The 12,834-nt window shown below is 70.0% G+C and carries 17 protein-coding genes and 2 pseudogenes; 11 read left to right on the top strand and 8 right to left on the bottom strand.

The features are described 5' to 3' along the window. Positions 1-92 precede the first annotated feature (92 nt). Positions 93-542: an ATP-binding protein gene (locus tag AB0D59_RS29765; RefSeq protein ID WP_362571711.1), complete on the top strand. Its 450-nt coding sequence runs from the start codon at positions 93-95 to the stop codon at positions 540-542. A gap of 61 nt (positions 543-603) precedes the next feature. Then, positions 604-789: a hypothetical protein gene (locus AB0D59_RS29760; protein ID WP_362571708.1), complete on the top strand. Its 186-nt coding sequence runs from the start codon at positions 604-606 to the stop codon at positions 787-789. A gap of 129 nt (positions 790-918) precedes the next feature. Here AB0D59_RS29760 and AB0D59_RS29755 read toward each other — a convergent pair. Then, positions 919-1,241, bottom strand: a pseudogene (locus AB0D59_RS29755) (GNAT family N-acetyltransferase); the annotation flags it as partial. Positions 1,242-1,303: 62 nt separating this feature from the next. Here AB0D59_RS29755 and AB0D59_RS29750 point away from each other — a divergent pair. Both AB0D59_RS29750 and rpsR read left to right on the top strand, forming a co-directional pair. After that, on the top strand, positions 1,304-2,473 hold the full coding sequence (locus tag AB0D59_RS29750) for a GTP-binding protein (RefSeq protein WP_362571706.1): 1,170 nt from the start codon (positions 1,304-1,306) through the stop codon (positions 2,471-2,473). Positions 2,474-2,493: 20 nt separating this feature from the next. Then, positions 2,494-2,736, top strand: coding sequence for a 30S ribosomal protein S18 (gene rpsR, locus AB0D59_RS29745; RefSeq protein WP_055709033.1), 243 nt, complete (start codon positions 2,494-2,496; stop codon positions 2,734-2,736). An 86-nt stretch (positions 2,737-2,822) separates the two neighbouring features. Here rpsR and infA read toward each other — a convergent pair whose 3' ends face one another. From infA to AB0D59_RS29730, 3 genes and pseudogenes are all read right to left on the bottom strand, one after another. Next, positions 2,823-3,047 carry a translation initiation factor IF-1 gene (infA, locus tag AB0D59_RS29740; protein WP_362571703.1) on the bottom strand — a complete coding sequence of 75 codons (225 nt, stop codon included), beginning with the start codon at positions 3,045-3,047 and terminating at the stop codon, positions 2,823-2,825. Positions 3,048-3,120: 73 nt separating this feature from the next. Beyond that, positions 3,121-3,918, bottom strand: coding sequence for a GNAT family N-acetyltransferase (locus AB0D59_RS29735; RefSeq protein WP_362571700.1), 798 nt, complete (start codon positions 3,916-3,918; stop codon positions 3,121-3,123). A 248-nt stretch (positions 3,919-4,166) separates the two neighbouring features. Beyond that, a pseudogene (locus tag AB0D59_RS29730) lies at positions 4,167-4,678 on the bottom strand (GTP-binding protein); the annotation flags it as partial. 103 nt (positions 4,679-4,781) lie between these two features. On the opposite strand from AB0D59_RS29730, the gene AB0D59_RS29725 reads away from it, so the two are divergent. Both AB0D59_RS29725 and AB0D59_RS29720 read left to right on the top strand, forming a co-directional pair. Beyond that, on the top strand, positions 4,782-5,111 hold the full coding sequence (locus AB0D59_RS29725; RefSeq protein WP_361985659.1) for a metalloregulator ArsR/SmtB family transcription factor: 330 nt from the start codon (positions 4,782-4,784) through the stop codon (positions 5,109-5,111). 14 nt (positions 5,112-5,125) lie between these two features. Beyond that, positions 5,126-5,836, top strand: a complete 711-nt coding sequence (locus tag AB0D59_RS29720; RefSeq protein ID WP_362572018.1) for a cation transporter — start codon at positions 5,126-5,128, stop codon at positions 5,834-5,836. A 32-nt stretch (positions 5,837-5,868) separates the two neighbouring features. Here AB0D59_RS29720 and AB0D59_RS29715 read toward each other — a convergent pair whose 3' ends face one another. The 3 genes from AB0D59_RS29715 to AB0D59_RS29705 are packed head-to-tail and all read right to left on the bottom strand — an operon-like array spanning position 5,869 to position 8,040. Then, complete coding sequence (locus AB0D59_RS29715; RefSeq protein WP_362571697.1) at positions 5,869-6,327, bottom strand: Fur family transcriptional regulator; 459 nt, start codon at positions 6,325-6,327, stop codon at positions 5,869-5,871. A 13-nt stretch (positions 6,328-6,340) separates the two neighbouring features. Beyond that, positions 6,341-7,210 (bottom strand): metal ABC transporter permease, encoded by an 870-nt coding sequence (locus tag AB0D59_RS29710; RefSeq protein WP_362571694.1) that lies wholly within the window; start codon positions 7,208-7,210, stop codon positions 6,341-6,343. Beyond that, positions 7,207-8,040 (bottom strand): metal ABC transporter permease, encoded by an 834-nt coding sequence (locus tag AB0D59_RS29705; RefSeq protein ID WP_362571691.1) that lies wholly within the window; start codon positions 8,038-8,040, stop codon positions 7,207-7,209. The genes AB0D59_RS29710 and AB0D59_RS29705 overlap by 4 nt, the downstream gene beginning before the upstream one ends. Before the next feature lie 420 nt (positions 8,041-8,460). Here AB0D59_RS29705 and AB0D59_RS29700 point away from each other — a divergent pair, with 420 nt between their 5' ends. After that, positions 8,461-8,829 (top strand): hypothetical protein, encoded by a 369-nt coding sequence (locus tag AB0D59_RS29700; RefSeq protein ID WP_362571688.1) that lies wholly within the window; start codon positions 8,461-8,463, stop codon positions 8,827-8,829. A gap of 51 nt (positions 8,830-8,880) precedes the next feature. Here AB0D59_RS29700 and AB0D59_RS29695 read toward each other — a convergent pair whose 3' ends face one another. Further along, entirely contained in the window at positions 8,881-9,489 is a 609-nt protein-coding gene (locus AB0D59_RS29695) for a TetR/AcrR family transcriptional regulator (protein WP_362571685.1), read from the bottom strand. A gap of 106 nt (positions 9,490-9,595) precedes the next feature. Here AB0D59_RS29695 and AB0D59_RS29690 point away from each other — a divergent pair, with 106 nt between their 5' ends. The 4 genes from AB0D59_RS29690 to AB0D59_RS29675 all read left to right on the top strand — a co-directional run bounded on the left by AB0D59_RS29690 (position 9,596) and on the right by AB0D59_RS29675 (position 12,790). Next, positions 9,596-10,603 (top strand): zinc-binding dehydrogenase, encoded by a 1,008-nt coding sequence (locus AB0D59_RS29690; protein WP_362571683.1) that lies wholly within the window; start codon positions 9,596-9,598, stop codon positions 10,601-10,603. A 20-nt stretch (positions 10,604-10,623) separates the two neighbouring features. After that, positions 10,624-11,226: an NAD(P)-binding domain-containing protein gene (locus AB0D59_RS29685; RefSeq protein WP_362571680.1), complete on the top strand. Its 603-nt coding sequence runs from the start codon at positions 10,624-10,626 to the stop codon at positions 11,224-11,226. Between the two features lie 69 nt (positions 11,227-11,295). After that, complete coding sequence (locus tag AB0D59_RS29680; protein WP_362571677.1) at positions 11,296-12,411, top strand: alkene reductase; 1,116 nt, start codon at positions 11,296-11,298, stop codon at positions 12,409-12,411. 31 nt (positions 12,412-12,442) lie between these two features. After that, positions 12,443-12,790 (top strand): VOC family protein, encoded by a 348-nt coding sequence (locus AB0D59_RS29675; RefSeq protein WP_362571674.1) that lies wholly within the window; start codon positions 12,443-12,445, stop codon positions 12,788-12,790. The last annotated feature ends 44 nt before the right edge of the window (positions 12,791-12,834 follow it).

Below are 12,834 nucleotides of genomic sequence, written 5' to 3'. Positions count from 1 at the left end.
GCCGACCCGCGTCGCCGGGCCCAAGTTCGGCGCCCGCTGGGGAAGTTTGATGCCGTCGCTGACCGCACTCGCCTCAACCAGGAAGGATCGCCGTGGAAGGTTCGTCGCTCCGGGCAGTGGGCTGGGCGCGCACCCTGCCCTTGAACAGCGAAGTGAAGACCGCCCGTGACTGGGCACGTGAGCATTTGGACGCGCTGGGCTGGACCACCGCTGCTCCGCAGACGGTGGACGCGATACTGCTCACCGTTTCCGAGTTGGTGACCAATGCGCACCGGCACGCCCACAGCAGCGCCCAATTGGTGATGACCTGTGACGACCACTGCCTGCATGTCTCCGTGCACGACAAGTCCGGTGACCTGCCAGTCCCGCGGGAGGCCGGCACGGAAAGCCTCGGCGGGCGCGGCATGCTCCTGGTGGACGCCATGGCCGACACATGGGAGTCGCACCCCTGTCCCCACGGGAAGTCGGTCAGCGCATGTTTCCGCGCGCCCGACGCCACGACGCACGACGTGGACGCGCCGGCGCCGCCACGACACCAGTAGATCTTCGCTGCTGCTCGGGGGCACCCGGCAGCGGACGCTGTTCGCCCGTCCGGGAGAGGTCATGACGGAGAAGACCGAAGACATGCAGGTCCACCGGTTCTGCAAGGTGTGCGGGACACCAGCCGGAGACGGGAGACTGTGCGAGCACTGCGCGACCGTCCTGGACGTTCCGGAAGACACAGGGTTGGTCGAAGACCAAGGCGCGACCGTACGACGGGACTTCGAGGGACGCGGCGAGCAGCGCTGACCAGTTCGTGTTCTTTCGGGCGGTGAGGCAATCAGGGCTGCCGGGCCCCACCGTGGCTGATCGGCGGTGGTTGTCAGTCGAAGGAAGCCTGCGTAGGTGCAGGGGCGGCGCGGCATCCCAGGTCGAGATCACCGAGGCGAGCAGCCAGGCGCGGCCGTGGGGGGCGTCCTCGGTCACCGCTCGCAGGAGGCGGCTGCGGTCCCGGTGCCGCGAGCGGTGGCGCGGACGGCGAGCTCGTCGATCTCGCGGGCCCCGCATAACCACTCCTCGGTACGGCTCGCACCGAGACCGGCGGCCGCCTGCGGATAGCAACGGTCGACCGGGAAGGGGGTGGGCGTGGCCCAGGCGGTGGCGAAACCCACGACGTTCCGTCCGTCGAAGGCGAGTGCGGCGGTGAATCCCGGACGCCGTACGTCGGAGCCGAGCCGCGCGACGAAGGCGTCCGCCCTCTCCTGGACACCGCGGGGCGGGTCGAGCGCTTCGAACGGCGGTACGGACGCGGACGGAGCGAGCCGTGAACCGGGACGACGCGCGGCTGCCGGTGGCGATCGTCGGCGGATTGCACGCCGACGCCCGCCGGGCCGCCGTCGAGGAGATCCTGCGTTCGGTCCCCGGCTCGGTCGCGCTGCACCACGACCTGACGTCCGCCGTCGACAGCGCGGTGCGCCGGACGGTGCGCGACGCCGACGGTCTGCTGGGCAGTGGCGACGCACCCCTGGTGAATGACTGCGCGTGCTGCGCCCTTCGCGAGGATCTCGTCCCCGAACTGCTGCGGCTCGCAGCGGAGGGAACGTGCCGGCTGGCCGTCGTGGAACTGTGGGACTCCGTCGAGCCCCAGGCCATGGCCGGAGTCGTCGCCGCCGCGGGCGCACCGCTGGTCCTGACCGGGGTCGCCACCGCGGTCGACCCCGCACTCGTCCTGCCGTACCTGTCCAACGGCGACGACCTGGCCGACGTCGGCCTCGCCGCCGCGCCGACCGACCAGCGCACGGTCGCCGACACCTTCGCCCGGCAGCTGGAGTACCCCACGGTGATCGCCCGCGGCGACGACGATTCTTGCGACGAGGCGGCCGACGACACCGACCACGCGCTGCTCGCCCAGCTCACACCAGGCGCACGAAGCGTACGGGTGGAGAGCGACGGCGCCCTGGTGGCAGCGCTGTTGGCGGGCTTCGACGTGGCAGCGGCCGCCGCCCGTGTGCATCCTGCGTGCGCGCTGCTGCCGCAGTCGTGCGACGAGCACGGGGTAAGCACCTTCGTCTGGCGGCGCGAACGGCCCTTCCATCCGCAGCGCCTGTACGCGGCACTGGAGGACTGGACCTGTGCGGCCGCCCGCAGCCGGGGGCGGTTCTGGCTGGCGGACCGCCCCGACACCCTGCTGTCCTGGGACGCCGCCGGCGGCGCGCTGTGCGTGGAGTCGGCCGGGCCCTGGCTGGCCGCCCTGCCCGACGCCGCCTGGGAGATGGTGCCCGCCGAGCGCCGCCTCGCCGCGTCCGTGGACTGGCATCCCGAACACGGTGACCGCTGCCAGTACCTCACCTTCACCTCGCCCGGCCTGGACTGCGACGGCCTGTCGGCCCTGCTCGACTCATGCCTGCTCACCGACGACGAGTACGCGGCGGGCAGGGACCGCTGGAAGCAACTCCCGCACGCCTTTGACGGCTTGCTCGACCTCGTGACCTGAAAGAGAGGACCGACCTCCCCATGACCCGACGCACAAGCATCCGGCGGCAGACTGCCAAGCGTCAGCGCACCAACCCGCTGGACGCCGCCGGCATCACCTACATCGACTACAAGGACACCGACTTGCTGCGGAAGTTCATCTCCGACCGCGGAAAGATCCGCAGCCGTCGGGTGACCCACGTGACGCGTCAGCAGCAGCGGCAGATAGCGCAGGCCATCAAGAACGCACGCGAGATGGCGCTCCTGCCCTACGGCTCCCGATAGGGCGATGGCCCCGTGCGGGAGGCAGCAGAACGACCGCGGCTTCTGATTATCCTACCGAGTGGTCTCGGAGGCGCCGGCACCTTCCGTTACGCCCTGTACCGGTAGCGGATCCGGCCGCGGGTGAGGTCGTAGGGGCTGAGTTCCACGAGCACTCGGTCGTAGGGGAGGATCTTGATGCGGTTCTTCCGGATCTTCCCGCTGATGTGGGCGAGCACCGTGTGCCCGTTCTGGAGCTCCACCTTGAAGGTGGCTTTGCGCAGGCACTCGACGACGGTGCCTTCGGCTTCTACGCCCCCTGCTGCCTTTGTCATGGTCTCTCACTTCTCCCGTTCTGTGACGGCGAATTCGGTAGGAAACGGTCGCTCCGTTTGATGTGGCGGCGCGTCAGTGGCTGACGAGTTCCAGGGTGCTGGCCGCGCGCCGGGCACCGATGCTCTCGAACAGGGCGGCGGCCGCCGCGTTGCACTCGTTCACCTCGGCCCATGCCGAAGCGGTCCCGGAGTGGTGCAGCGACCCCAGGGCGTGGGCCAGCAGCGCCCGGGCGATGCCGCGGCGGTGCCTGTCGGTCCGGACGGCGATCAGCCCGATCCGTGGCTGCCGGGTCAGCGGGGCCACCCTGACCAGTCCCACGTACTGGTCCACGTGCCTGGCCACCTCGTATTTCGACGGGTCGAGCACAGTGGTCCCCGCCGGGCGTGGCAGCACCTCGGCCGGCATCGTCTGCCATCCGACGGTGGCCTCGACCTCGTTGCGGATGAGGCGGTCCAGGGCGCGCAGCGGGCCCTCCTCTGCCTCACCGGCGGGCACGATCACCACGCCCGTCGGCGGCCGCACCGAGCCGAGCCCGGTGACCTGCGGATCGGTGGGCACGAGGTAGCCCCACTCGCGGCGTGCGGTGGCGAAGCCGGCCCGCTCCCAGGCGGACCTCGAGTCGTGGTCGGCCTCGTCGACGACCGTGTACAGCGGTGTCGGCAGGTCCGCCAGCATCGCGTCGGCGATGCGGTCGAAGACCGCGCCGTGCCACGCGTCGATGCATACGAAAAGCCGCCCGTCGGGCCGACGCGAAGCGACGCCGCGGCCGACCGTCAAGTCGTCCTCCACAGCGTGCCACTGCGTTTCCGAGACCCGCGTGACCACAACCGGATGGTTGTCCGTGCCCGCAGCGGAATGCACAAAGTTCATAGGTGATGCCTCTCAGGAGTACCTTGTTGGAGGCGCTCCCGGCGACACCTACGTCAATCGCCCACCGTGACGACATGGGAGAGCACCCACAGGGATACAGCCTTCATGGGTCTCAGCTCCTCGCGTTCTCTCACGGCTGCCCAGACGCTATCAGCGGGGGCCGGTCAGCCCAACGCATTTATCCGGAGCTCTTGGTGTCCATACCGGGCCGGGCGGCGTGGCTGTGTTCGCCGCCCGGCTCGGCGTCCTCAGGGGCCCGCGACGAGTTCGGGATGCTCATCCTCACAGGTGTCGTCGATGCCGTAGGTGTCCCAGGTGGGAAACGGGTCCGTGGGCGGCAGGCTCTCGCCGTCGGCCATGAGGCAGTCGGTCAGGGGTCGCGTGCAGCGCATCCGTGTGCAGAATGCGTGCCGATGAAGACCAGTTCCTGGCACTCGGGGCTCTCGGTGTCGCGTGCGGCGGACGGTTCGAAGCGTGCGACGGAGCCGGCCTGCGACCACAGGCCCGTCACGTGCGGGCGGCTGGAGAGGGTGAAGAAGCCCTTGGAGCGCAGGATCTGTCCGTATGCGCCGCTGTCGAGTTCCTCCGTCACGAACGTCCACAACCTGCCCGGACGGAAGGGAAGTTCGGAGCGGAAGACGGAGGAGGGGATGCCGTACTCCTCCATCTCGGGTACGTGGTCGCCGTTGAGTGCCCTCACCCAGCCGGGGGCCTGTTGGGCGCGTTCCAGGTCGAACAGCCGGGTGCCCAGCACGTCGCCCTGGTTGGGATGGCAAGTAAAGGCTACGTGAAAAGGAACACCATTACGAAATGGCTATAGTTCATGGTTCCTTGAATTCAGGAATCTGTGTACCGTTGACGGTGTGCTGACTGTTGCCTCCGACATCGAGGTCCTGGTCCGGTTCGGCCGGGCGCTCGCCGATCCGATCCGCTGCCGCATCCTGCTCGCCCTGCGGGAAGCACCCGCCTATCCCGCGGACCTCGCCGACGCGCTGGACATCTCGCGCACCAGGCTGTCCAACCACCTCGCCTGCCTGCGCGACTGCGGCCTGGTCGTCACCGTCCCCGACGGCCGCCGCACCCGCTACGAACTCGCCGACGAACGCCTCGGCCACGCGCTCGACGACCTGCGCACCGCCGTGGTCGCCGTCGAGGGCGACCGGACGTGCGCCGACGACGAAGGGTGCTGCTGACCGTGAGCGCAGAGATGTCCCTGTCCCTCGGCCCCGACCCGGCCAGGCGCGGTGTGCTTGCCCGGCGGATACGGCTGCTGGTCGCCGCGACCATCACCTATAACGTCGTCGAGGCGGCCGTCGCCCTCACGGCCGGGACCCTGGCTTCGTCCACCGCGCTGATCGGTTTCGGTCTCGACTCCGTCATCGAGGTCTCCTCCGCCGCCACCGTCGCCTGGCAGTTCTCCGCCCGTGAGCACGCGGTGCGCGAGGCCCGCGAGAAGACCGCGTTGCGGATCATCGCGCTGTCGTTCTTGGCGCTCGCCGCCTATGTCACCGTCGATGCCGTACGGGCCCTGACCGGCACAGGTGAGGCCACGCGCTCCCTGGCCGGGATCGTGCTGGCTGCTCTCTCACTCGTGGTCATGCCGGTCCTGTCGGCGGCCCAGCGCCGCGCTGGACGGGAACTCGGCTCCGCATCGGCCGTGGCCGACTCCAAGCAGACCCTGCTGTGCACCTATTTGTCGGCGGTCCTGCTGGTGGGCCTCCTCGTCAACGCCGTGTTCGGCTGGTCGTGGGCCGATCCGCTCGCTGCCCTGGTCATCGCCGCGGTCGCGGTGAAGGAGGGGCGCGACGCGTGGCGTGGGCAGGGGTGCTGCGCAACGCCGTCGGCCGTCACGCCGGGCGCCGGCCGGACGGAGGCGGATGCCTGCGGCTGTGCTCCGGGGTGCGACTGCTGCCCCTGACGCAGACTCCGGGAAAGGGAGGGCACCGGCATTCACCGGCGCTCGTCCGCAGCCTGCCGTCGGCCGCAGTCCGGGCACACCCCGGACAACTCCACCGTGTGACGGACGTTCGCGAACCCGGAGGTCTGCGCGATGGTGTCCGCCCATTCCTCCACCGGGCCGGAGTCGACGGGCCGGCTCAGGCCGCAGTCGGTGCAGATGAGGTAGTGGCGGTGTTCGGGTCCCGGGCGGTAGCGGAAGAGGCGTTCGCCGCTGGTGTCGCGCACCATGTCGGCCCGGCCGACGGAGGCCAGGGCGGTCAGCGTGCGGTAGACCGTGGAGAGGCCGACCGGTGAGCCGGCGGCGGCGAGCTGGTTGTGGAGGGCTTGGGCGCCGACGAAGCCGTCGGCCCGGATGAGTGCCTCGACCACGATGGTGCGTTGCTGGGTGAGGCGGCCGATCAGCGTGACGTCGTGCGACGGGGTGGGGGTGCGCTGGCGGTCGGGTGCCATCGGGTGCCTTCGCTCATGTGCCGGTGGGGACGGCGGTTGGCGTACGAGGATCGGAGGCGGGCCGTCGTATCAGGAACGTCGCGGCGTAGACAGCTGTGGCGGCGGCCATGATGGCGAAGCTCGGCGGCATCTTCGGCACCGAGTACGAGGCGAACAGCCCCGCCCACATCTCCAGCACCGCCAGGCCGGCGGAGAGGGCGAGGGCACGGTAGGGGCGGTCGGTGAGCCTGATCGCGGCACCGGCGGGGGCGGCGAGCAGGCCGAGCAGGAGGAGGGAGCCGACCGCTTGGGTGGCCTCGCCGGCGCTGATCCCGGCCAGGGCGAGGAAGCCGTACCCGAGCGGCCGTACCGGTACCCCGCGGGCGGCGGCCACGGCCTCGTCGAGCGTGGCGAACAGCAGCGGCCGGGCGATGAGGACCACCAGCAGGCCGACCGCGGCGGCCACCAGGGCGGCGACGACGGCGCTGCCGGCGGAGATGCCGAAGACGGAGCCGAACAGGACGCTGACGCCGGCGGTGCCGTTGGTGGTGCTGCGCGAGGTCGTGTAGAGGGTGATGAAGAAGGCGCCCAGGCCAAGGACCCAGGAGAAGACGCTCCCGATGACCACGTCGTCGGGCCGGGCCTTGCGGCCGAGGGTGCCGAAGAGCAGCGCCATGGCGATGGTGGCGGCGAACAGCCCGAGGCGAAGGTCGGCACCGAAGGCGAGAGCCGCCATCGCACCGGTGAAGGCGACGTGGCTGAGCGCGTCGGCGGTGAAGACCTGGGCCCGCAGCACCAGGAAGTAGCCGACCAGTCCGCAGGCCGCGGCGATGGCGGTACCGGCGAGGAAGGCGTGAAGGAAGAACGGGTGGGACAACGGGGAGGCGGCGAGCAGGGTGGTCATGCGACCACCTCCTTGGCAGTGGGCGCGGCGCCGGCCCGGGTGCGGGCGAGTGCCTCGCGCAGTGAGCGCCGGCCCAGGGCGAGCAGGTAGCCGGCGAAGGCGATGGTCGTTACGAAGAAGCCCAGGGGGTAGGGCGAGTAGTAGGCGGCGGTCAGCCCCAGCCAGGTCGCGGCGAAGGCCAGCAGGACGGCCAGGGCCAGGCTCAACGCCGGGCGGGCGGTGAGGACTTGAGCGGTGGCGGCCGGGATCACCATGAGGGCGAAGACCAGGAGGGTCCCGGTGATCTGGCTCGCCTCGGCGGTGGCCGCACCGAGCAGGACGAGGAAGACCACCGACAGGGCGCGCACCGGCACCCCGCGCCCGGCGGCGACCTGCGGGTCGACGGAGGCGAACAGCAGTGGCCGCCCGATCAGCGCCAGCATCGCGAGCACCACCGCACCGACCACCGTCAGCACGGTCACCTGGGAGGAGGTGATCCCCAGGAAGGTGCCGAAGAGGATGGTCTGCGGCCCCTCCAGCAGCCCTCTGTACAGGGCGGTGAACAGGAACCCGGACGCGAGCAGGAACGCCTGCACGGTCCCGGTCAGCGCCGACTCCTCGTGCTCACCGCCGCCCCGCAGGGCAGCGATGACCAGTGCAGAGGCCACGCACAGGGCGAAGTAGCCGTAGACCGCGCTGAACCCGAGCAGGAGCGCCCCGGCGGCGCCGGGGAAGGCGACGGCGGAGACGGTGTGCGCGGCGAACGTCTGCCGCCGCAGCACCACGAACCACCCCACGACCGCCGAGACCACGGCCACGACCGCGCCGGCGCGGAACGCGACACACGGCACAGCAGTCGGCTCGGGCCAGAGTGTCCCGGGCGGCGTCGGCCCCGCCGGGAACGGCCACCTGGCCGCAAATGCCGCCTGACCTGCAGGTTCGGGTGGTGTGCGTTATGTACGGTGTGGGCCTTACAGGCGGTATCTTGATGCTGAAACGACGCTCGTGACGTTCATCTGACGCTCGCCCTGATGGGGTGTCAGATGTAGTGTCTGGGCTGGCCGGGCCCTTGATGAGCGGCGTTGGTGAGCGAGGAGATCTTCTTGAAGTCGTCTACCTGGTGGCGCTGACCTGCGGTGATGTTGCTGGGAGCGTCTCTGGCCTGGGCTGATACCTCTTTCGGGACCTTTCACGCTCGTGCCCGGTTACGCAGTCGATTCTCCCCACGCGCTCCCCAGCGCCGTTCATACTCCCCAGATTCTCCCCAGGGAATGGCTCCGAGTAGGGTCGGTGGGGCGTTCTCGCCGTACGCGTTCGTGATCGGCGAGGGCGAGGCCATGCTGTCGGCGGACCTGGAGGAGACGTTGCCGTGGTCGACCCGGCTGGGAGTGGGTGCCAAACGCGGTGAGGAGTTCGGACAGCGCAACGCGGTTGAGGTGGTGTTCCTCGTGCGCGTCCGCATCACCAAGGTGGTGGCCCTCGACAACGTGACGACCTGCGCAGGGCTCCACCGGTCACCGGATCGAAGCCGCGGCCACACCGTCGGTATCGCGGCCCGCATCATCCGCCGTGCCCAGGAGCGCGGGATGTTGCCCTCAGACTGTCTGACCAGGGACGTTTCGAACGCCGCAGCTCCCTAACAGACCGCTTCCACGTTGGCCTGCGGGTGGTGCGCCGGCCTGGGTGTGGCGTCAGTCGAGGCCGTGGCTGCGTCCGGCCTGGAGGATCTCGTCGGAGAGCTCGGGCTCGACGTTGCGAACGGCGCGTGAGATCACTACCGCGCCGACCAGTTCGCTGAGCAGCCGGATGGCGCGTTGACGGGCCTTCTCTGGGGCGAGTTCCTGCCCGCTCTCTTCGGCTTCGCGCTGGAACTCGGCGGTGAAGCCGGTGAGGTAGCCCTCGACTCCGTCGGCGTACGCGCGCTGCACGGCTTCGCTGTGCCGTCCGGCGTCCACGACCAAGGAGGCGGACGGGCAGCCACCGTCGCCGGCGTCACGGTGCGCAGGTGACAGATACCCGGCGACCACCCGCTCAAGCGGCGTGCCGGCCTCGCCCGCGCCGTCCTCGATGGCATGGGCCAGGCCCCCGAGCGAAGCGGCGAAGGAAGCACCGCACACCTCCACCGCCAGGGCGTCCTTGGACGCGAAGTGGTTGTAGAAGCCGCCGTGGGTGAGCCCGACTTCCTTCATCAGCTCGGCGATACCGACCGCGTCGATGCCCTGAGAGCGGAACATGCGGCCTGCCGCCTCGACGATGTTCTGCCGGTTGCGGGCCTTGTCCTCCTTGGTGATCCGCGGCATGACCGTCCTCTCACAACTCTCTCGACTTGACCTTTTTAATGATGCCTCTCATCATAGCAGTAGTTCTGATGATGGCCGTCATTAATAGCTCGTGAAGGAGAGCGTCATGCGCACCATCACCTACCACCAGCAGGGCGATGCCGCCCGGGTACTACGCATGCATGAGCAGCCGGAGCCACCCGCGCCGGCTGCCGGGCAGCTGGTCGTGCGGGTGCTGGCCCGGCCCATCCACCCGGGCGATCTCGCGGGAGTGGAGGGCGTCCCGGGCGGGCCACGGCAGCGGTTCGCCACCCCGCGGATTCCCGGCGTGGAGGGGATGGGCGTCATCAAGGCCGTCGGCGGGGGCGTGCCGGACCTGCGGCCCGGTCAGCGGGTGGCGTTCTTCCCGGTACCGGGCGCGTGGAGTGAGTTCGTCACGGTACCGGCCGATCTTGCGGTGCCGGTTCCCGACGGCGTCAGCGACAAGAGTGCCGCGCTGATGCTGGTCAACCCACTCACCCTGCTCACCTTGCTGCGGGCGGTCGAGGACGCCCAGCACAGCCAGGCAGGTCCGGTGGTGCAGACGGCCGCCGGTTCGTCGATCGGCAAGCTGGTCAGCGTCGCCGCACTCAAGCACGGCATCCCGCTGGTCAACCTGGTACGCAGCGCCACGGGGGCGCAGACCTTGCGGCAGCGCTTCCCCGGACTGCCGACCATCTCGACGGCCGACGCGGACTGGCGCACTCAGGTCCAGGACGCGACCGGCGGCCGGGGCGCCCAGGTCGTACTGGACGCGGTGGGCGGATCCCTGACCGGTGAGCTGGCCGGGCTGCTCGCCGATGGCGGCACGCTGATCACCTACGGACAGCTCGGTTCCGGCAGCACGCCGCTGGAGTCCCTGGCGCTGACCCCGCGGGCCCTGACTGTGCGGGGCGCGTCCATCGGCCGGTGGATGACCCGCACGCCTGAGGAACGGGCCGAGGACGTCTCCTTCGCCGCCCGTCTGGCCGAGAGCGCCCCGGACCTCTTCGAGGTCGCAGCTGGCTACGACCTCGCCGACTTCGCGAAGGCCATCGACCATGTCCGCCGCCCCGGCAAGAGCGGAACCGTCCTGCTCACCAGCCCCGCCTCCTGAACCTTACGAAGGGCATTGCCATGAAGATCGGAACCCTCGGCGCCGGAACCGTCGCCCAGGCCATCGCCCGCCACGCCGTGGCTCACGGCCACCAGGTCGTACTGAGCAACAGCCGCGGCCCCGCCTCCCTGGCCGGCCTCGCCGACGAACTCGGACCGCTCGCCCACGCCGGCACCCCGAAGGAAGCCGCCGCGGCGGAGCTCGTCGTGCTCGCCATCGGCTGGCCCCAGATCCCGGACGCGGTAGCCGGCCTGCCGCCCTTCGACGGGCGCATCGTCATCGACGCCACCAACCAGTTCGCCTCCCCGCCCCCGCACACGAAGATCGCCGATCTGGGGGAGCTGACCGGCAGCGAATACGTCGCCTCACTGCTGCCCGGAGCCCGCGTTGTCAAGGCGTTCAACACCCTCTACGGCCAGTACATCGCCGCCGACCCCCGCCACCAGGCCGGACGCCAGGTGCTGTTCCTCGCAGGCGACGATGCCGACGCCAAGACCACCGTCAAGGACCTGACCGCCGAGTTCGGGTTCGCTCCCGTCGACCTCGGCTCCTTGCGCCAGGGCGGACGCCTCATGCAGCTCGGCGGCCCTCTCTCCGGCCTCCATGCCCTCAAACAGGACTGAGCCAGGCCCCCTCCGGCCATGCGCCGCTCTCGCCCAGACCTACCAGACCCGCAGAGAAGAAGGATCCTCATGCCCAGCCAGACCCGAACCGCCACCACTCAGCCTCTGCTGCAGCCCGTCCGCCTCGGCGCACTTCAGCTCCCCAACAGCGTCGTCATGGCCCCCATGACCCGGGCCCGCGCCCGGAACCCTGAACTGGCCCCCACCGACCTGATGGCGACCTACTACGCGCAGCGCGCCGGCGCCGGCCTGATCGTCACCGAAGGCACCTGGATCAGCGCCGACGCGATCGGCTTCATCAACGTCCCCGGCATCTACACCGACACGCAGACCGCCGGCTGGGCGAAGGTCACCGAAGCCGTCCACGAGGCGGGCGGACGGATCGTCTCCCAGTTCGGCCACGTCGGCGCGGCCTCCCACCCCGACCACCTCGGCGGTCGCCTGCCCGCCGGGCCCTCGGCCATCAACCCCGGCGAGAAGTCCTTCACCCCGACCGGCCCGAAGGACACCCTCACCCCGCGCGCCTACACCGCCGCTGAGATCGCCGACACGATCGCCGACTACCGCCGTGCGGCCGAGAACGCCCGCCGCGCCGGCTTCGACGGCGTGGAACTCCACGCCCAGGGATCCCACCTGATCCCGCAGTTCCTCAACCCCCGCCTCAACCAGCGCACCGACGCCTACGGAGGCAGCAGCGAGAAGCGGGCGCAGTTCCTCCTCGACATCCTCGACGCCGTCAGCGACGTGTGGGGCAGCGACCGCATAGCCGTGAAGATGTCCCCGGGCTGGACCAGCGGAACCGCGTTCACCGCGGACGAGGAGACACTCGCCGACTACGACCAGCTGCTCAAGAAGCTGGGCGACACCAACCTGGCCTACCTCCACCTCCTGGGCACCCCCGGCACCATCGAGGAGCGCACCGCCCTCTTCTCCCGCTACCGCGCCCACTACCAGGGCAACGTCGTCGCCAACCTCGGCTTCACCCTAGCCCTCGGCAACGAGATCCTCGACGCCGGAATTGTCAACGCGGTCTCCTTCGGTGCCCCCTTCATCGCCAACCCCGACCTCGTCGAGCGCTTCGCCCAGGGCCACCCGCTGGCCGAGAGTGACCGGGACACCTACTACGCCGGCCAGGCCGAGGGCTACACCGACTACCCCGCCTTCACCGCGGCCGACCACAACTGACCGCGCCTCGCACCAGACAACGGAGATTCCCGTGAGCAGCAACATCCGAGCAATGATCGCGAACGTCGAGGTCGAGAGCCTTGATGACGCGATCCCCCTCTACCGCGAACTGGCCGGAGACGTCGACGTCAGGCGCTTCCCGTACCGCGAACTGGAGTTGGCGCTGGTAGGGCCGTTCCTGCTGTACGCCGGCCCGCTGGAGAAGTACGTCTCCCAGACCGCGACCGTCATCGTCGAGTCCGTGGACTCCGTACTCGACACCCTCAACGAGGCCGGCGCCGAGATCCTCGAAGCACCCAACGAGGTGCCCAACGGCACCAGGATCGTCGCCCGCCACCCGGACGGCTCTGTCTTCGAGTACATGCAGCCCCGCGCCTGAAACCCCAGCGCCGATACCTCAAGACGCTCGGCACACGTACACGC

The sequence above is a fragment of the Streptomyces sp. NPDC048417 genome (assembly GCF_040651615.1).
Lineage (GTDB): Bacteria > Actinomycetota > Actinomycetes > Streptomycetales > Streptomycetaceae > Streptomyces.
Note: the sequence above shows the minus strand (reverse complement) of the source record. Positions and strands in the feature narration are given on the sequence as shown.